16 protein-coding genes and 1 other RNA gene are annotated in these 19,698 nt (G+C 45.4%); 16 read left to right on the forward strand and 1 reads right to left on the reverse strand.

Annotated features, from left to right (window positions below):
- Nucleotides 1-538: 538 nt before the first annotated feature.
- Complete coding sequence (locus AC438_RS00175; protein WP_053979256.1) at nucleotides 539-2,494, reverse strand: cytochrome P460 family protein; 1,956 nt, start codon at nucleotides 2,492-2,494, stop codon at nucleotides 539-541.
- A gap of 671 nt (nucleotides 2,495-3,165) precedes the next feature.
- Here AC438_RS00175 and AC438_RS00180 point away from each other — a divergent pair.
- The 16 genes from AC438_RS00180 (at nucleotide 3,166) to AC438_RS00250 (ending at nucleotide 19,696) form a co-directional block, all read left to right on the forward strand.
- Nucleotides 3,166-4,506, forward strand: coding sequence for a Na(+)-translocating NADH-quinone reductase subunit A (locus AC438_RS00180; protein WP_053979257.1), 1,341 nt, complete (start codon nucleotides 3,166-3,168; stop codon nucleotides 4,504-4,506).
- Nucleotides 4,507-4,509: 3 nt separating this feature from the next.
- Entirely contained in the window at nucleotides 4,510-5,709 is a 1,200-nt protein-coding gene (locus tag AC438_RS00185) for an NADH:ubiquinone reductase (Na(+)-transporting) subunit B (RefSeq protein ID WP_053979258.1), read from the forward strand.
- Entirely contained in the window at nucleotides 5,702-6,475 is a 774-nt protein-coding gene (locus AC438_RS00190) for a Na(+)-translocating NADH-quinone reductase subunit C (RefSeq protein WP_053979259.1), read from the forward strand. The genes AC438_RS00185 and AC438_RS00190 overlap by 8 nt, the downstream gene beginning before the upstream one ends.
- A gap of 2 nt (nucleotides 6,476-6,477) precedes the next feature.
- Nucleotides 6,478-7,140: an NADH:ubiquinone reductase (Na(+)-transporting) subunit D gene (locus AC438_RS00195; RefSeq protein WP_053979260.1), complete on the forward strand. Its 663-nt coding sequence runs from the start codon at nucleotides 6,478-6,480 to the stop codon at nucleotides 7,138-7,140.
- Nucleotides 7,140-7,748, forward strand: a complete 609-nt coding sequence (nqrE, locus tag AC438_RS00200) for an NADH:ubiquinone reductase (Na(+)-transporting) subunit E (protein ID WP_053979261.1) — start codon at nucleotides 7,140-7,142, stop codon at nucleotides 7,746-7,748. Before AC438_RS00195 ends, nqrE begins: the two co-directional genes overlap by 1 nt.
- A gap of 19 nt (nucleotides 7,749-7,767) precedes the next feature.
- A complete protein-coding gene (nqrF, locus tag AC438_RS00205; protein WP_053979262.1) occupies nucleotides 7,768-8,991 on the forward strand; it encodes an NADH:ubiquinone reductase (Na(+)-transporting) subunit F in 1,224 nt (407 codons plus the stop codon).
- Between the two features lie 111 nt (nucleotides 8,992-9,102).
- On the forward strand, nucleotides 9,103-10,140 hold the full coding sequence (locus AC438_RS00210) for an FAD:protein FMN transferase (RefSeq protein WP_053979263.1): 1,038 nt from the start codon (nucleotides 9,103-9,105) through the stop codon (nucleotides 10,138-10,140).
- A 52-nt stretch (nucleotides 10,141-10,192) separates the two neighbouring features.
- Entirely contained in the window at nucleotides 10,193-10,441 is a 249-nt protein-coding gene (gene nqrM, locus AC438_RS00215; protein ID WP_053979264.1) for a (Na+)-NQR maturation NqrM, read from the forward strand.
- 335 nt (nucleotides 10,442-10,776) lie between these two features.
- The gene (gene sthA / locus AC438_RS00220; protein WP_053979265.1) at nucleotides 10,777-12,174 is read left to right on the forward strand and encodes a Si-specific NAD(P)(+) transhydrogenase; all 1,398 of its coding nucleotides are present in this window, start codon (nucleotides 10,777-10,779) and stop codon (nucleotides 12,172-12,174) included.
- A 203-nt stretch (nucleotides 12,175-12,377) separates the two neighbouring features.
- An RNA gene (rnpB, locus tag AC438_RS01125) (RNase P RNA component class A) lies at nucleotides 12,378-12,735 on the forward strand.
- Between the two features lie 470 nt (nucleotides 12,736-13,205).
- A complete protein-coding gene (gene mraZ, locus AC438_RS00225; RefSeq protein ID WP_053979434.1) occupies nucleotides 13,206-13,646 on the forward strand; it encodes a division/cell wall cluster transcriptional repressor MraZ in 441 nt (146 codons plus the stop codon).
- Between the two features lie 110 nt (nucleotides 13,647-13,756).
- Complete coding sequence (gene rsmH / locus AC438_RS00230) at nucleotides 13,757-14,713, forward strand: 16S rRNA (cytosine(1402)-N(4))-methyltransferase RsmH (protein ID WP_053979266.1); 957 nt, start codon at nucleotides 13,757-13,759, stop codon at nucleotides 14,711-14,713.
- Nucleotides 14,714-14,728: 15 nt separating this feature from the next.
- A complete protein-coding gene (ftsL, locus tag AC438_RS00235; protein WP_053979267.1) occupies nucleotides 14,729-15,010 on the forward strand; it encodes a cell division protein FtsL in 282 nt (93 codons plus the stop codon).
- Entirely contained in the window at nucleotides 15,007-16,722 is a 1,716-nt protein-coding gene (locus tag AC438_RS00240; protein ID WP_053979268.1) for a peptidoglycan D,D-transpeptidase FtsI family protein, read from the forward strand. The genes ftsL and AC438_RS00240 overlap by 4 nt, the downstream gene beginning before the upstream one ends.
- Nucleotides 16,719-18,281, forward strand: coding sequence for a UDP-N-acetylmuramoyl-L-alanyl-D-glutamate--2,6-diaminopimelate ligase (locus tag AC438_RS00245; protein ID WP_053979269.1), 1,563 nt, complete (start codon nucleotides 16,719-16,721; stop codon nucleotides 18,279-18,281). The genes AC438_RS00240 and AC438_RS00245 overlap by 4 nt, the downstream gene beginning before the upstream one ends.
- A complete protein-coding gene (locus AC438_RS00250) occupies nucleotides 18,278-19,696 on the forward strand; it encodes a UDP-N-acetylmuramoyl-tripeptide--D-alanyl-D-alanine ligase (RefSeq protein WP_053979270.1) in 1,419 nt (472 codons plus the stop codon). Before AC438_RS00245 ends, AC438_RS00250 begins: the two co-directional genes overlap by 4 nt.
- Nucleotides 19,697-19,698: the final 2 nt, after the last annotated feature.

Consider the following 19,698-nt stretch of genomic DNA (forward strand, 5'->3'; position numbering starts at 1 on the left):
TATTCAGCCAAGCTGAAAAATTCACCTGATAGGGGATTGATGGATTATTTTCTGGGTGTCTAAGCGCCGGGCTTTGCAGGGAAAGCAAGGATTAGACAGTACAGGAGTAAACTGTCGAGCGTGCTTATATAGCGCCCATGGATGGCTTGAGCGGCCCAGACAATGATTCATGAGTGCCCAATTTCGCTACCTCCGAATAGTGACTTACTTTTAATTATTAACAGCATAATTATTTAACCGAGTCGACAAGCATCACTTGATGGGGTCTTGATAGCGACTTCCTGAGTATGCACAAAGCCAAGGTGAGGCTGTACACCGGTATAAGTTGTATAACGATAGGGAAGATTGGACCCAGCGGAATATTAAAGCCCAAGAGTATAAATTTGATGTGAGTAGTCTAGTCTACAATCTATTCGTGCCCCCCTCGATGTTGATATCTTTGAATGATGGGTGGTTAAAAACTAAAAAAGCCCGCCAGTTTTGCACTGGCGGGCTTTTTCATCAGCACTCGGAAATGAGCGCTGATGAGAATTGCTCATTACATTGTAACGGGCATAGGGACGGGATCATCTTTTTTGTAAAACACATAGTCGGCGCCTAAGAAGCTCGCGTCGGTTTGTGTGGTATCGCCTGCTTTACCGTGACAGCCAGCGCAAAAAGAGCCAGCGCCCAAGCTGCCAGCGCTGCTTAAGTCTGTGCTAGGTGTGAACCATTCCCAGCCACCGCCGTTGACATTAAAGCTGCCACCTCTTTTGATCATAGCGTATAAGTTGGTGATAGACCCTGCAGTATTGGTGATCTCTTTCACGATGATTGTACCTATGGGGTATTCACCTGCTTCGGTGTATGGGCTAGCGCTGGCTTGTTTTTTGTAAGTTTTGCGCGTACCGCTGGTTGAGTGGGCACCACCGTTGGCGAGGTTGTCGCCGGTGACCTCATCAACTTTTGTCCAGCTTTTATAGTCTTTGATATCATCGAGTGTACCCACGAATTCGCTGGGCTTGGTAAATGTGTAGTCAACGCCATTGGCATCGGTTGCTTTAGCATGGCAACCGATACAGCCTGCGAGCTGGCCGCGTGCGACTACCATATTATCGCTATTCATGTTAAACCACTCCCAACCTGCGCCATCGGGGTTGTAGTTGCCGCCGCGTTTAACCATGGCAAAAGTGCCTGCAAATTCTTTCTCGCCATCTTTGGTTGTAAAAACCTCTTTAACGATGGTTGAGCCTTGTGCGTAGTCGTCGGTGCCCGACTGTGCTGCGGCGAGTGTGTTTTCAAAGACTAGGCGTGCATTTTCAGCATTGGTTGAGCCGTGTTTACCCCCTAAAAAGTCACTGGTGATACCAATGGTGTAATCGGAGACTTGCCAGCTAGTATAGTTGCTGAGCATGCTCTTTGTGGCGACATATTCGCCTTCGGTGTTGGTGTTAAAAGGCGCATTACTGTGTTTGAACACAAAATCTGTGCCGGTATCATCTTTGGCTTTGCTATGACAGCCAATACACATGGCTACAGCACCGCGTACTTCATTGCCTTCCATTTTAGCAATAACGGTAGGGTCGCTAGGATCTAGCATAAAGTATTCCCAATTGCCGTTAGCGGCATCGAAATTACCACCGCGCTTGACCATGGCAACAACTTGTTTTATTTCATCGTCTTTTGTGATGTCTTTAACAAGGACTGTACCTACGGGGTAACCCATTTCACCTGCTTCGGAGGGGTTGGCGAGTACTTGTTTTTGATAGACGCGACGTAGATCGGCATCGTCAATATGTGCGCTACCACTGAGGTTGTCGGGTGCTGTATCAAATTCAATTAGATCCCAGTTTTGGTAGTCGGCAAAAATACTCGGCTCGGCAACAAACTCTGTAGGTTTAGGGAATGAATAGTCCATGCCGCCGATTTGGCTAGCTGCTTTGCTATGGCAGGCATTACAAGCACCTTCCATAAGGTTGTCACCCTGGGCGATCACACTGGATAGGTCACTGCTTAACATAAACCACTCCCAGCCATTATGGTCTGAGTTAAAGCCGCCGCCACGTTTCACCATGGCGAGTAGGCCGCCAGCTTCAGCATAGGTTTTTTCCCAGCCGTCATCACCCATGGTGTAAGTGAAAGTCTCTTTGACGATAATCGAGCCTTCGGTAAACTCGCCGGTACTATTTTTGGCGAGTTCGTTCATAAAGGTCTTGCGGGTAAAGTGGTCGTTGCCAGCTTGGTGGGCATCGCCCAGCCCACCGGGATTGCTTCTGCCGGTGCTGTAATCGACAACATCCCAATCGGCATAGGTAATAAAGTCACTGATCGAAGCTTCAAAGCCACCCGCGGTGGCGCTGCTAGAACTAGAACTCACTGTACTACTGGTACTGTTGACGCCACTGCTGACGCTACTGCTTGACGTTGAGGTGTCTTCTTTTTTATCGCTACTGCCGCAAGCGCTAAGTATGCCCGCTAGCGCTGTTACAGCAATGAGGTGTGAAACGTGTTGCATGAGGTGCTCCCGAGGTTGGTGTGTGCATCCGCGCCTTTTAATATGAATGATTATTGTTGTGATGTGTGCGTGTTGGTGGCGGGTATGTCGAGCGTGAGTTTGCGTTTAACATGTTATTAGGTCATCACAAAAGTATCACAAAAGTATATCTATTTTATCACGCCTATTTGACTGACCCTGTAAAACTGAATGGTTTTGGCTTTCGGTATCGTGAGGGTATATAGGGGGGTGGGGGTAACTTGCCGCGATAAGCGCTGGAGTTTTGCTTGTCTAATCTCTATAATTAGCGCGCTTTTTTAGGGCTAAGGCCGGCCCTTATCGGCGTTTAATACAACATGTTGTCGGCTGTAAGGCAAGCATATAGTGCTCGGATTGCTAAGTTCAAGTTTCTTTTTAATGCTAAGCCTAAAGTCTATTTGTATTTTGCGTAGCTATTTTGCCCAGCACTGAGTCATTATACTCTATGCTCTGTACGTTAAATACACAAAGTAGGTGCGCGCGTAAACAACTGACACGCTGATTAAAATAGACGCACACAATCCTCGTGATAGGTTGTGTTGAGCCAAAAATTTAGACCCTAATGTTGTTAGCCTGACTCACACACAATATTGGGGTCGCAATGTTCACTCGTTTTAATTTTTTATTTTCAACTTTAACTTAGGCAAAGACGTATGAGAAAAATCCGTCAAGGGCTGGACTTACCTATTGCAGGCAAGCCACAGCAGTCCATTGAGGATGGCCTTAACGTACGCTCTGTTGCAGTTATTGGGTTTGATTACCACGGTATGAAACCCACTATGGCTGTGCAGGTCGGCGATAAAGTCAAACTCGGACAAGAGCTTTTTTCCGATAAAAAGACGCCTGGTGTTATCTACACTTCACCAGCTTCTGGCACCGTAGCCGCAATCAATCGTGGCGAACGCCGAGTATTTCAATCTATTGTGATTGATATCGAAGGTGATGATGCTGAAATTTTTGCACATTACAAAGCTGATCAGCTGGTCTCACTTAAGCGTGATGATGTGGTAGGCACCTTAGTCAAATCGGGCTTATGGACTGCTTTGCGCACCCGTCCTTTTAGTAAGGTCCCAACGATTGAGAGCGTACCAGCTTCTGTTTTTGTTACCGCAATGGATACTAATCCACTAGCGGCAGATCCAGCGGTAGTGTTGGCTGAAAAATCTGAGGCTTTTTTACAAGGCCTAGAGGTCCTCAGTAAGTTAACCGAAGGCAAAGTATTTGTATGCCATGCTGAAGGTGCGGAGATACCTAAGAGTACAACAGCGCAGGTACAATATGAAGCCTTTAGCGGCGTGCATCCAGCGGGTAATGCGGGTACGCATATCCATTATCTTGACCCTGTTAGTGCAAATAAAACAGTGTGGACGATAGGTTATCAAGATGTGGTTGCTGTTGGTCAGTTATTTACCACTGGTAAGCTGAATGTTGAGCGCGTTGTGGCATTAGGTGGTCCGCAAGTTGAACAGCCCAAGTTAGTGCGTACTCGCTTAGGTGCCAACCTAGAAGAGCTCACAGCAGGCCAATTAAAAGCTGGCGAAAACCGCATTGTGAGTGGCTCTGTTTTTGGTGGCCGTAATGCAAAAAGTGTATTGGGCTTTTTAGGGCGCTACCACAACCAAGTGAGCGTGCTCTTAGAAGGTCGTGAGCGCGAGATGATTCATTATTTACGCCCGGGTGTTGATAAATTCTCGGTATTGAATATCTATGTTTCTAAGCTCACCAATAAGCTATTTAACTTTACCACCAGTACCAACGGTAGTGAGCGAGCGATGGTGCCAGTTGGTGCCTATGAAAAGGTAATGCCTTTAGATATTTTGCCCACGCAATTACTACGCGCCATTATTGTTGGCGATACCGAAGTTGCGCAGCATTTAGGTGCTTTAGAGTTGGACGAAGAAGATTTGGCGTTATGTACTTTTGTTTGCCCCGGCAAATACGAGTATGGCCCGTTACTGCGTAACAACTTAACCCGTATTGAAGTGGAGGGCTAACCTATGAGTTTACGCAAAATTTTAGATGGCATGGAGCCGCACTTTCATAAAGGCGGTAAATGGGAAAGTTGGTATGCCTTATACGAAGCAGTCGATACTGTTTTTTATAAGCCCAGTGATGTCACAAAAACGACTGCTCATGTACGCGATGGTATCGACCTTAAGCGCATGATGATTACGGTTTGGCTATGTGCATTCCCAGCCATGTTTTTTGGTATGTACAACACAGGCTTGCAAGCCAATATTGTGCTGGCCGATATGGGTATGGCGGGTGTAGAAGGTTGGCGCGGTGCGCTAGCGGCCATGTTGACAGCACATGATGCCAGTAGCATTTGGGATAATATGATTCTGGGTGCCTTGTACTTCTTACCGGTGTATTTGACCGTGTTTGTTGTAGGTGGCTTTTGGGAAGTATTATTTGCTATGAAGCGTGGGCATGAAGTCAACGAAGGCTTCTTTGTGACTTCGATTCTTTTTGCTTTGATTTTGCCGCCTAGTATTCCTTTATGGCAAGCGGCTTTGGGAATTAGCTTTGGTGTGGTTATTGGTAAAGAGGTTTTTGGCGGTACCGGTAAAAACTTTTTAAACCCCGCCTTAACCGGTCGTGCATTTTTGTTTTTTGCTTACCCAGGTGCGATGAGTGGTGATGCGGTATGGACTGCAGTTGACGGTTACACCGGTGCAACGGCTTTATCGATTGCCTCTTCGCAGGGTATTGATGCATTGGCACAGCAAATAACGTGGTTTGATGCTTTCTTTGGGACTGTACAGGGCTCAATGGGTGAAACTTCGACGTTGGCGATCTTTATTGGCGGCGCTATTTTGTTGGCCACAGGTATTGCATCATTACGTATTGTTATTGGTGTGTTCTTGGGTATGACAGTGACCTCTTTGTTACTCAATGCGATTGGTTCCGATACCAATCCGATGTTTGCCTTACCGTTCTATTGGCACTTGGTTATTGGTGGCTTTGCCTTTGGTATGATCTTTATGGCAACCGACCCTGTGTCAGCGTCTATGACCAATAAGGGTAAGTGGATTTATGGTGCCTTAATTGGCTTTATGGTTGTACTTATTCGTGTGGTTAACCCCGCATTTCCAGAAGGCATGATGTTAGCCATTTTATTTGCTAACTTGTTTGCCCCTCTTATTGACCACTTTGTGGTTCAATCAAATATCAAGCGGAGGTTAGCGCGTGTCTAGTAAAGATAGCATTGCAAAAACGCTTACTGTGGCCACACTTTTGTGTGTGGTTTGCTCGGTAATTGTTTCAACGGCAGCGGTTTTATTGAAACCGGCTCAAATTGCTAACAAAGAGCTCGACTTTAAACGTAATATTCTATCAGCCGCAGGATTGCTAGATCCTGCGAGTACGGTAGAAAAGCAGTTTGAAAACATCGTTGTTAAAATGGTCGACCTAGAAACGGGTAAATTCTCAACGGCTGTATCACCCGATGGCTACGATCAAACCAAAGCAGCTAAAGAACCTAGTACATCACAACCGCTACCTAAGTCTGATGACATTGCTAAGATTGGTCGTGTTGAAGATTACGCCAAAGTGTATATCGCACAAACCGATAGTGGCAAAAAAATCGTGGTTTTACCTGTTCGCGGTTACGGTTTATGGGGTACTTTGTATGGATTCTTAGCGGTAGAAGGTGACATGAACACGGTTGTAGGCTTGGGTTTTTATGACCATAAAGAAACCCCAGGGCTCGGCGGTGAAGTGGATAACCCGCGTTGGAAGGCTTTATGGCCAGGTAAAAAGCTGTTTAACCCCGATGGTTCGATCGCTATTGCTGTGATTAAGGGTTCAGTTGATACCTCGGCTAAGGGGTCTGAGCATAAAGTTGACGGTTTATCTGGCGCGACTTTGACCACAAAAGGTGTTCATAACCTCATCCAATTTTGGTTGGGTGAAGATGGTTATGGTCCATTCATCGCTAACATGAAAAAAGGTAAGGCTTAGTTATGAAAGCTAAAGAATTACTGTTTAAACCTATTTTAGATGACAATCCTATTGGTTTGCAGATCCTTGGGATTTGCTCCGCTTTAGCGGTCACAAGTAGTTTGAATGTTACCTTGGTGATGTGTATTGCATTGACCACGGTAACGGCATTCTCTAACTTTTTTGTATCGTTAGTGCGTAACCATGCGCCAGGTAGTATTCGTATTATTGTACAGATGACCATTATCGCGTCGCTGGTGATCGTGGTTGACCAAGTACTGAAAGCGGTTGCTTATGATTTAAGTAAGCAGTTGTCGGTATTTGTTGGCCTTATTATTACTAACTGTATTGTAATGGGGCGCGCTGAAGCATTTGCCATGAAAAACCCACCAATTCCAAGCTTTCTAGATGGTATTGGTAATGGTTTGGGGTATAGCTTCTTCTTGATTATCTTAGGCGTGGTTCGTGAATTATTTGGTTCAGGTAAATTATTAGGCTTTGAAATTTTGCCATTAGCCACCGAGGGCGGCTGGTATATTTCTAACGGCCTATTACTGCTTCCACCTAGCGCCTTCTTCTTGATTGGTTTAATTATTTGGGGTATTCGTGCCTTTAAGCCTTCACAAGTTGAGCGTGATGAGTTCAAGATTGCACACAATAGCACTAAGACGGCGGAGGTTCTGTAATGGAAGAGCTACTGAGTTTATTTGTCCGCTCGATTTTTATCGAGAACATGGCTTTGGCCTTTTTCTTAGGGATGTGTACTTTTTTAGCAATCTCTAAAAAGGTTGATGCTGCATTAGGTTTGGGTATTGCGGTTGTTGTAGTGTTAACCATTACAGTCCCCGTGAATAACGTGATCTATACCTATTTACTGGCCGATGGCGCTTTAGTTTGGGCTGGTTTACCGGATGTTGATTTAAGCTTTTTAGGCTTAATCTCATACATCGGTGTGATTGCAGCTATCGTACAAATCATGGAGATGGTACTCGATAAGTACTTCCCACCTTTGTATAACGCCTTGGGTGTTTTCTTGCCCTTGATCACCGTAAACTGCGCGATTATGGGTGCAGCTTTATTTATGGTTGAGCGTGATTACAATCTTGTAGAAAGTACTGTGTTTGGTGCTGGCTCGGGTGTTGGTTGGGCGTTGGCGATTACGGCACTTGCCGGTATTCGCGAAAAAATGAAATACAGTGACGTACCCGATGGCCTTAAAGGTTTGGGTATTACCTTTATCACTGTGGGTTTGATGTCTTTGGGCTTTATGTCGTTTGGCGGCATCGATCTATAACAGCGAGGGTAACAGTTAAATGAATATTGAAATTATTTTAGGTGTGGGCATGTTTACCCTCATCGTGCTGGTGTTAGTTGGCATTATTTTGTCAGCGCGCGCCAAGCTCGTTGAGAGTGGCGATGTAACCATTTTAGTCAATGGCGAAAAAGAAATCGTTACGGCTGCTGGCGGTAAATTACTGCAAACGCTTGCAGGCTCGGGTTTATTCTTGCCCTCTGCATGTGGTGGCGGTGGTAGTTGTGCGCAATGTAAGTGTATTGTTGAGTCGGGTGGTGGTGAAATGCTACCCACAGAGGCATCTCATTTTACCAAGCGCGAAGCCAAAGAAGGTTGGCGTTTAAGTTGCCAAGTACCCGTTAAAGAAAACATGCACATTGAAGTTGAAGATGATGTATTCGGTGTTAAGCAATGGGAATGTACCGTTGAGTCTAACCCGAATATGGCAACCTTCATTAAAGAGTTAACGTTAAAATTGCCCGAAGGCGAAAACGTAGACTTTCGTGCCGGTGGTTATGTGCAGTTAGAAGCACCTGCTCATCATGTTTACTTTAAAGACTTTGATATTGAAGAACAGTATCGTGGTGATTGGGAGCACTTTAAATTCTTTGAGTTAGAATCCAAAGTCACTGAGCCTGTAATCCGTGCTTACTCAATGGCTAACTACCCCGAAGAGAAGGGTGTTGTAAAGTTCAATATTCGTATTGCAACGCCACCACCACGCACAACAGGCTTACCACCGGGCCAAATGTCATCTTACGTATTTAGCTTAAAGCCCGGCGATAAAATTACGGTCTATGGCCCCTTTGGTGAGTTCTTTGCTAAAGATACTGACGCTGAAATGGTATTTATTGGCGGTGGTGCGGGTATGGCGCCTATGCGTTCGCATATTTTTGATCAGCTACGCAGGTTAAAGTCTAAGCGTAAGATTTCGTTTTGGTATGGTGCGCGCTCACTGCGCGAGCTTTTTTATCAAGATGAATATGATCAATTAGCCGAAGAAAACGAAAACTTTGAATGGCATGTCGCCATGAGCGATCCACAACCTGAAGATAACTGGGAAGGTTTAACGGGGTTTATTCATAACGTATTGTTTGAACAATACCTTAAGGACCACCCAGCCCCAGAAGATTGTGAGTTTTATATGTGTGGCCCACCAATCATGAATCAATCTGTCATCACTATGCTGAAAAACCTAGGCGTAGAAGATGAGAATATCATGCTAGATGATTTTGGTGGGTAATTAGGCCAATGCAAAAACTGCAACTTAAGTGTCTTTAAGTTGCAGTTTTTTATTGTGCCCCCATTATTGTATTTATGATCAGTTGTTTTACCCTTCTTAGTGGTTGGAATTTTGTTGTATCTTACTGTTAAAGCCAGAGCGCTATTACTAGCTTCATTATTGGCTACGCTTTCTTTATTGGCCGCTTGCGATCAGAAGCCACAATGGCAAACCGTGACTTATAGCGGCAATACGATGGGCACGACTTATACTATTAAAGTAGTGGTTAGCCCTGAACAGCAACACGCGGCAAGCAAAACACAACAGGCTGTCGATGCTTTATTAAAAGAATTTAACCAGAGCCTTTCTACCTATATTAAAGACTCTGAAATTATGACTATCAATGCTGCCCCCGCACAGCAGTGGCTAACGGTTTCGCCTCGCTTTTTGGCGGTGTTAACACTCAGTCGCGAGGTGAGCGATTTAAGTGCTGGTGCCTTTGATGCGACCGTGATGCCATTAGTGAATTTATGGGGTTTTGGCCCCGACTGGCATAAAGATGCTGCACCAAGCTTAGCGCAAATTAACACCGTGTTAGAGCGGGTCGATTATCGCGCTATAGCTATTAACACTGCCGATAAGGCGATTAAAAAACTAAAGCCCGTGTCACTTGACTTTTCGGCTGTAGCTAAAGGCTATGGTGTTGATGAAGTGGCTGATTTTTTATGGCAGCAAGGCTTCCATCACTTTATGGTAGAAATTGGTGGTGAGTTGCGTGTACACGGTCATAATGCCAATGGTACAGCGTGGCGCATTGGTGTAGAAAGCCCCGTTTCAGGTGGTAGTATTAAGCCTATTCAGGTCTCAGAAGTGGGCGTGGCAACATCGGGCGATTACCGCAATTATTTTGAACAAGATGGCGTGCGTTTTTCCCACACTATTGATCCGGTTTCGGGGCAGCCTATTACGCATAACTTAGCTTCGGTGACTGTGATTGCCGAAAGTGCCGCTAAGGCCGACGCATTGGCAACGGCGTTTAGTGTTATGGGTGGCGAAGCTGCGTTAGCGTTAGCGCAGCAAGAGGGTATTGCGGTGTACATTATCGAGCGCGCAGGCGATCGCTTTATCACACGGCATAGCGCAATGTTTGAACCTTATTTTTTAAATTAATTCTCACAAATAGCGTCGACTTATTTGGCGCCCATTTTTAGAGGTAACCACTATGGCTACATTTGTATTGGCATTTTGTTTTCTTGCGTTAATGATTGCGGCAATGGCCGTAGGCGTTATTTTTAGGGGTAAGCCTATTAAAGGCTCTTGCGGTGGGATGGCCGCGTTAAATATGGATACCGCCTGCGATATTTGTGGCGGAGATACAAAAAAATGCGAAGATGAGCAAGAGCGCATAGCGCAAGGCAGCACATCGACCAATAATGCTCAAGCCTATGATGCCTCATCAAAAAAAGATTAAACCAATGTGGCGAAGCTACAAATTTACCAAACAGTAAAATTGTAGCTATTCAGCCCAGCTGAAAACGTCACCTTATAGAGTGCCGATGGATTATTTTTTGGGCATGTAAGCGCCGGCCTCCGCATGGATCATAGGTAGACTTTGTATCAGCATAGAGGGAGGCAAGATTAGACTTTACAGGTACGTAAAGTTGAGGAGCATAAAGTCGCAGATAGCGTGAGCGGCCCAGCCAATGATTTATTAGCGCCTAATTTCGGTGCTTCTCAATAGTGACTAAAAATTTACGAAACAGCTCAAAGAAGCTGTTAACCCTAGTGTGCGGAGTGAAGAACTAAATGGCTGATTTTGATTATGACTTGTTGGTAATAGGAGCAGGACCGGCAGGCGAGGCCGCTGCGATGGCAGCGACTAAATCTGATTTAAGTGTGGGTGTGGTTGATGTGCAGAGCGAGCTAGGCGGTAACTGTACCCATAAGGGAACGATTCCCTCTAAGGCTTTGCGGCATGTAGTTAAGCAGGTGATTAATTTTCGCAAGCAGCCTGAAATGTTATGTACCAATTCGTTTAATAATATTACTTACCCTGCGGCTTTACAGGCGGCTAAGAGTATTATTCCGCGTAAAGTAGCGATGCACAAAGCCTATTTTATGCGCAATCGCATTAGTGTACATTCAGGCCTTGCGCATTTTGTTACCCCCAATTCGGTCGTTGTTGAATACGACAATAGCCCCTCAGATACGATTACGGCTAAAAATATTCTAATTGCTACGGGGTCACGCCCATATCGCCCGACTAATATCGACTTCACGCACCCACGCGTTTACGATAGCGATACCATTTTAGAAATGGCGCACACACCACGTACCTTAGTGATTTATGGTGCGGGTGTGATTGGTTGCGAATACGCCTCTATTTTCTCGGGTTTAGGTGTGAAAGTTGACCTGATTAATAACCGCGATAGCTTGTTATCGTTTTTAGATACCGAAATTACCGATGCCCTAAGCTATCACTTGCGCAATAAAGGTGTGCTGGTGCGTCACGGCGAAGACTTTGACTTTTTAGATGCGACTGATGAAATGATCACGGTCCATTTAAAATCGGGTAAGCGGATTAAAGCGGATGCCTTTTTGTGGTGTAACGGCCGAACAGGGAATACGGACAGTCTAATGCTGGGTAGTGCTGGCCTTGAGGCGAATGGCCGTGGTCAGGTCGATGTTGATGATGAGTACCGTACAGCACAGCCTACTATTTATGCCGCCGGCGATGTCATTGGCTGGCCTAGCCTTGCGAGTGCTTCTTATGACCAAGGGCGCGCCGTGGTTGATTCAATTGTTGGTGGTGATGTGCGCAAAGTGACCGACGCCCCGACGGGTATTTATACCCTACCTGAAATCAGCTCGGTAGGTAAAACCGAAGCCGAGCTTACCGCAGCCAAAGTACCTTATGAAGTGGGTCGTGCTTTTTTCAAAGACACTGCACGCGCGCAAATTAGTGGTGATGAAGTGGGCATGTTAAAAATCCTATTCCACTTAGATACTCAGGAAATTTTAGGTATCCATTGCTTTGGCGCAGAAGCGGCCGAAATTGTCCATATTGGCCAGGCCATTATGAATCAAGAAGGCAAAGCCAATAATATAGATTATTTTACCAATACCACCTTTAACTACCCCACTATGGCCGAAGCTTACCGTGTGGCGGCGTTGAATGGTTTGAATCGGTTAAGGCGTCAGTAAACTAGCGGGTCTATTGCAAAACCTCTGCTGCGATATAAGCGGCAGCGGTAATGATCAGTGCGGCATCTTAAAGTGATGGTGCTAAGTTAATCTAGAGGGCTAGGTGCGTATTGCCCAGTAAAAACCTCTGAATAGAGTCTGTTAGTGTCGCTATCTATCATTAATTCCTTGAGAAAAGCTTATAAACCTATAGAATGCGCGGCGGAGTTGGCTAGGCAATCGCTTCTGTTTTTAACAGGGGAGGAAAGTCCGGGCTCCATAGGGCAGAACGCCAGGTAACGCCTGGGGGGCGCAAGCCTACGGAAAGTGCAGCAGAAAGTGTACCGCCTAAGTAGTTACTTCGGTAGCTAACGGTAAGGTTGAAAAGGTGCGGTAAGAGCGCACCGCATGACTGGCAACAGTTCATGGCGATGGTAAACCCCGTTCGGAGCAAGACCAAATAGGAACCCGTATGGCGTGGCCCGCGTTGGGTTCGGGTAGGTTGCTTGAGGTGTGTGGCGACACATATCCCAGATGAATGATTGTCCACGACAGAACCCGGCTTATCGGCCAACTCCTTTTATTTCGACTAAATGGCGAGCCCTAGGGTTCGCCATTTTTTTAATCTGCGCTCAACGGCCTAATGTATACACCGCTTAATGAATGTCTTTAACGTGGGTATTTAGTCTGCGGCGGATGCGTCGAGCTGTTTGAGATGTCAGTGGTTATCGCTCAACGACTGCGTGGTCCTTCAGCGCTTAAAGTCAGTCTGTGTCTTGTCATCTAGCGTTCTTTCGGCATGAGTGCACCAGTGCTGTGCGCGTATTAGGGCTTAAAGGTGCTTTTTTACTTCTAAGCAGGCGAGCTTTTATTGCTGTTTATAGTTTAAAAGCGGCTAACGTGCCGCTAAGAGCAGTAAACGCGCTGCCTTTTATCTGGCTGGTTTTCGGATTACTTGACTTTACCTTGATCGCACATATAGTGATGAGTAGTGGTTTAATGTGGTTAATTGTGGGTTTTTGTGGTTCACTATCTGGTCTGGGTGGGGTTTTGTGTTTCAAGGTAGTCATAATATTAATATGGACGCTAAAGGGCGACTGGCTATACCGGCTAAACATCGGGATACCCTAGAGGCTACCTGTGCCTCCAAAATAGTGATGACTGCGCATACGCAAGATAAGTGTGTACTAATTTATCCCGAAACGGAATGGCAGCTTATTCTTCCTCAGATTGAGGCTTTACCCACCTTTAATCGTGCGGCCCTGAGAGCTCAGAGATTACTTATTGGCTACGCAACTTCTTTAATACTTGATGGTAATGGTCGGATATTAGTGCCTCCTACGTTAAGAGAATATGGCGGCTTCGATAAAAAATTAATATTAGTAGGGTTAGGTAAAAAATTTGAGCTATGGGATGAAGAGGCTTGGTTGGCCACTCTTGCCGAAGCACAAGATGATGAGATGCCAGAACAAATGCTAGCACTATCACTTTAAGGTTAGGGTTTATATCTTCTTTTTAAGAACAGCTTTATTAGCCTGTACTGTGTATAGGCATGTACGGTATATAGACAAGTACTGAATATCTCAACGGATAATAACTTAATATGACATCACCATCGCACTACTCCGTTTTACTTGAAGAGTCAGTAAAAGCATTAATCACTGATCCTAATGGTGTTTATATTGATGGTACTTTTGGCCGTGGTGGCCATAGCCGCGCCTTGTTAAATGGGCTAGATAGCGGTGCTCGGTTAGTCGCTTTTGACAAAGACCCACAGGCGATTGAAGTGGGTGCGGCACTAAAAACTGAAGATTCACGCTTTAGTATTGAGCATGACTCTTTTGCGAATATGAAGCAGGTTGCCCAACGCGATAATTATGCAGGTTTGGTTGATGGCGTATTATTGGATTTAGGCGTGTCCTCCCCGCAACTTGATCAAGCCGAGCGCGGTTTTAGTTTTATGAATGATGGCCCCTTAGATATGCGCATGGATTGCTCTAAGGGGCAAAGTGCAGCTGATTTTGTCAATACGGCTAAGCAAGAAGACATTGCACGTGCAATGAAAGATTACGGAGAAGAACGTTTTGCAAAGCGTATTGCTGGGGCCATTGTAAAGCGTCGCGCCGATAAACCTTTTGAACGCACACTCGACTTGGCAGATGTGATTACTAAGGCGAATCCGCGTTGGGAGCGTGATAAAAATCCTGCGACAAGAGCTTTTCAGGGTTTACGTATCCATATTAATGGCGAATTAGAGGACCTGAGTGCTGCATTGCCTGCGGCTTTAAATATTTTAAAGCCTGGTGGGCGCTTAGTTGTTATTAGCTTCCATAGCCTTGAAGATAGGATTGTAAAGCGTTTTTTTAAAGAGGGCGCTCAAGGTAAGCAATTACCTAAAAACTTACCCATTCAAGATCTTGAGTTGGATAAAAAATTACGTATTTTAACGAAACCTGTCAAAGCTTCAGATAATGAGCTAGGTGAAAACATTCGCTCGCGCAGCGCGATTATGCGCGTAGCCGAAAAGTTAGCGCCATTATCTAAGCCTAGTGGGTATTAGGTTGGGGATTTATTAATGGCTGTGTCTGTAGGTAAAGTATCAGTGGTGACTTTTTTGTGGCTGAGCGTTGTCGCGTCGGCGATCAGTGTTGTATATGTGACATTTGATGTGCGCAGGCATACCTCACAGCTTGCGCAACTGAATGATCATCGTCAAAGCCTGCAAGTCGAAAAAGGTCAGTTACTCTTGGAGAAAAGTGCGCTAGCGTCCTATGCGCGTGTCGAAAAAATTGCGACAGAGCAGTTGAAGATGCGTGTTCCGAGCGGGCATGAAGTGGTTGTGGTGAATGACCAATGAGCACATCAAAGGGTGCTTGGTTTAAACAGTGGCGCTTTGGCACAATTTGTTGTGTTGTTGCGGTATTACCTGCGGCATTGATTTGGCACCTATCGTATTTACAAGTGATGCCTGGGCAAGAAAAAGGTCATGATTTTTTGCAAGCCCAAGGTCAGGCGCGTACATTACGCGAGCAAAAAATCAACGCTTACCGCGGTGTAATCACTGATCGCAATGGTGAGTTATTGGCAGTAAGTACACCGGTGGTGTCTATTGCGGTGAACCCCCAAGTGATTGCACCAAACGATATTGTACGTTTAGCAAAAGCGCTCAATTTATCGGCTAAAGATTTGACGAAAAAGTTACAACGCTTTTCAAATAAACAATTTATGTATGTCGCTCGGCAATTGCCACCGCATGAAGCTGCGAATGCAACGCAATTAAAGATACGAGGTGTTATTGCGCAGCGAGAGTATCAGCGCTACTACCCCGCCGGTGAAGTGGCTGCGCACTTAGTGGGCTTTACCAATATTGATGATATTGGCCAAGAAGGTATGGAGCTCGCACTGGATAATCATTTGGCGGGTGCTCCAGGGGCTCAACGTGTGATCAAAGATTTAAAAGGTAATATTGTCAAAGATCTGGGTGTCGTTCGCTCGGCAAGCCCTGGTGGAGATGTCGCCTTAAGTATTGATTTGCGTTTACAGTATTTAGCCTATCGCGAGCTAAAATTGGCCATGTCAGTGCAAAAGGCGAAATCGGGTTCGATTGTTATGCTAGATGTGACAACCGGTGAAGTACTGGCAATGGTGAATCAGCCATCGTATAACCCTAATGACCGGGCCAATATTAAACCCAATCAAACGCGCAATCGTGCGATGACCGATGTTATTGAGCCGGGCTCTACGGTTAAACCCTTTACGGTGATGGCGGCCTTAGAGACCGGTCGATACACACCCGAATCCATTATTAATACAAACCCCGGTTTTGTGCGCGTAGGGCGAAAAACATTTATTGATCCGCGTAATTATGGCGAAATTGACCTAGGCACGGTGATTCAAAAATCAAGTCAGGTAGGTATTAGTAAACTAGCACTCGATTTACCGCAAAATGTTGTGCGCACCATGTTTGAGCGCTTAGGGTTTGGGCAAAGTACAGGTACTGGTTTTCCTGGTGAAAGCTTAGGCGTATTACCTAGCCGCTCTAAGTGGCACCCGATCGAAACAGCGACTTTAGCTTTTGGTTATGGCTTAACTGTTACACCCTTACAGTTGGCGCAAGCTTATGTCACCGTTGCTAATTCCGGTCAAACTCGGCCTATTTCTTTATTAAAGCAAGATGAAATTCCGGCAGCAACACAGGTTGTTGACGCTAAGGTAGCTGATCAAATAGCGGTTATGCTGAAACGTGTGACCGAACGTGGCGGTACTGCAACCCGTGCACAAACCAGCGCTTATTTGACAGCCGGTAAAACAGGAACGGCACATAAAGTAGGTGAAAATGGTTATGCCGATGATAAATATGTTGCAACATTTGCCGGTATGGCACCTGCCAATGATCCGCGAGTCGTGACAGTTGTTGTAATTAACGAGCCCACGAGTGGTCATTATTACGGTGGTGAAGCTGCGGCACCTGTATTTGCGAGTGTCACCGATAGCTCATTGAGATTATTAAATGTTCCACCGAATAATAGCCAGCACGCAGAAGGTGTTAAGCAGGTAGCACGACGATGAAAGATATGATTTTGGCGACCTTATTGGAGCCCCACCAACTCCCCGAAGCTATCGCCAACCTCGCTGTTGGTGATTTGCGTTTAGATAGTCGCTTAATAGCGTCAGGCGATGTGTTTATTTGCTTGGGTGGCGATGACTTTATTGAGGCGGCAATACGTGCCGGTGCGCACGCTATTCTTTGCCATGCACAAGCCAGCGATACACGCCAGGCCAAATTTTCTATTACTTATAGAGACGCGATACCTCAAGCGGTGCCTATTATTTATGTACCTGATTTAGCTCAGCAATTACAAACGCTGGCGCAATTACGTTACGGCCGCTCATGCACATTCCCCCCTATAGTAGGCGTAACAGGTACTAACGGTAAAAGCACGCTGGTTTCATTAGTGGCGCAATTATTATTGGCCGCAAAATCGCATAACCAAGTGGCAACTATAGGTACGCTGGGTGTTGGTGTTTATGGTGAAAAGCCTTTCTTGACAGGCATGACAACCCCCGATATTTTAACGAATTACAAGGCAATGGCCAGCTTCAAAGAAGCGCAAGTCAGTGTCGTAACTATGGAGATCTCATCGCACGGCTTAGATCAGCAGCGAGTGGCAGGCCTACCGATTAAAACGGCTATTTTCACAAATCTTAGCCAAGATCATTTAGATTATCATAAGACATTAGAAGCTTATGCCGAGGCTAAAAAACGTTTATTTGCGATGCCAAGTGTGACGACGTGCATCATTAATACTGATGACCCTTTTGCTCAAACAATGCTGACTGATGTTAAGCATGCCCACGTATTGTTTTACGGATTAAAGAATGATCAAAAACGTGTAAATACTAACAGTGTGATGGCTGAAAATATTCAAGCCTCACCTACCGGTACCTCTTTTGATGTTGTATCTCCGTGGGGGAGCGCGACGGTGCACTCCCCTTTTTATGGAGAGTTTAATGTTTACAACTGCTTAGCAGCAATTTGTGCAGCTGTTGTTGAAGGGGCTGATTTTAAGCGTGTAGTGGCAGCCATCACACACTTAGAGCCTGTCTTAGGGCGCATGCAGCCGCTAGCGATGAGCGAGCAGATTCAAGTGGTCATTGATTATGCGCATACCCCTGATGCCTTAAAGCAAACATTGTTAGCTTTAAGAGCGCATGCTACTGGCCGTTTGTGGGTAGTGTTTGGTTGCGGTGGCGATCGCGATAAGCGAAAGCGAGCGCAAATGGGAGCCGTTGCACAAGAGCTAGCCGATGAAATTGTACTCACGAGCGATAACCCAAGAAGCGAAGACCCTAATAGTATCTTAGCTGACATAGTAAAAGGCTGTGAGCGTGAGGCTCATATTATTGCTGATCGCAAAGAGGCTATTGAGTATGCACTGGGCCATGCTCAAGTAAGCGATTGTGTATTAATTGCAGGCAAAGGGCATGAGCAATTTCAAATTATTGGCAATATTAAAAAGCCTTTTAGTGATGCAGATGTTGCAACGAGGATATTGGCTTCTTTAGGACGCTTAAAAAATATGGAAGGCAATAAAGCGAAAGTTAATAAAAAAGTAGGGGCCCTATGAAGCTTTCTCTCTTGCAGGGTAAAATAACAAATCCCGATCAGCGCGAGTCACTGATCAGTGATTGCGAATTCTCAAATATCTCAACAGATACGCGTAACCTTCAAAAAGGTGATTTATTTGTTGCTTTGCGAGGCGATAATTTTGATGGACATCAATTTATTGAGCAGGCCATTTTAGCGGGTGCTTGCGCGATTGTAACCGATCAAAAAGTAGAGCATTGCTCGGTGCCTCAACTGTTAGTGGATGATACTACTATTGCTCTGGGCTTAATTGCGGGGCTTATTCGTGCACATTTTAATGGTGTATTAGTGGCTATCACGGGGAGCTGCGGTAAAACTTCTGTTAAAGGATTACTACGCAATATTCTTGAATTATCTGGCAGCACATTAGCTACGCAAGGTAATTATAATAATCATATTGGCGTGCCTTTAACATTGAATGGACTTTTGCCTAGCCATGATTATGCGGTGATTGAAATCGGTGCCAGTGGTGTCGGTGAAATAGCCACGTTAGCACAAATAGCTCAGCCAGATATTGCCTTGGTGAATAATGTACGTGCGGCACATGTGGGTGGCTTTGGTAGCATCGAAACTATCGCATCAGAGAAGGGTAAAATTTATGACGCGCTTAACAATAATAATGGTCGCCACAAAATAGCCATTATTAATTGTGATGACGCCTACGCTCCTCAATATATGGCGCAAACGCAAGGGCTCAAAAAAATCGGTTTCAGTACGCGTTCGCCACAACCTAACATGCCGATACCTGTGATCTATGCCACTGATATTCAGTGTAATGGACAGGGTGCTTGCCAGTTTACAATGCACTTTGGAGGTCAGCAGCAAGCTGTATCGTTGAATGTATTAGGCGCGCATTTTGTTGCTAATGCTTTAGCTGCCGCAGCGTGCGCATTAGCGGCGGGTATTGATTTAAATACTATTAGCCACGGCCTTTCCTGTTATCGCGGTGAAAAAGGTCGCATGGAATTAATTGCGCCTTTATATCCAACACAAAAAGCGACGTTAATTAATGACGCCTACAATGCCAATCCAGCGTCGGTGCGCGCGGCAATTGATTTTTTGGTCAGTCAAAAAAACCACAGCACTAACGCCGAGCATAAAGCCATTTTGGTATTAGGTAATATGGGTGAACTGGGTTGTGGTGAAACGGTAGAGCATACCTCTATGGGGCTCTATGCCTTCGAGCAAGGCATTACGCATGTCGTGGCTATTGGTAATTTAGCGGCATTGGCCGCTGAATCTTTTAATAGTACACATATTTTTGAAAATTTAGGAAGTGCTGCGCAGTGGTTAAGTCAATACTTATCGCATGACGCCACAATATTATTAAAAGGCTCACGTACCGCAGGTATTGATCAACTTATACCGCTATTACTTGAGTATTGTAAGGAGTAAAT

Source organism: Marinagarivorans algicola (genome assembly GCF_001292705.1).
GTDB lineage: Bacteria > Pseudomonadota > Gammaproteobacteria > Pseudomonadales > Cellvibrionaceae > Marinagarivorans > Marinagarivorans algicola.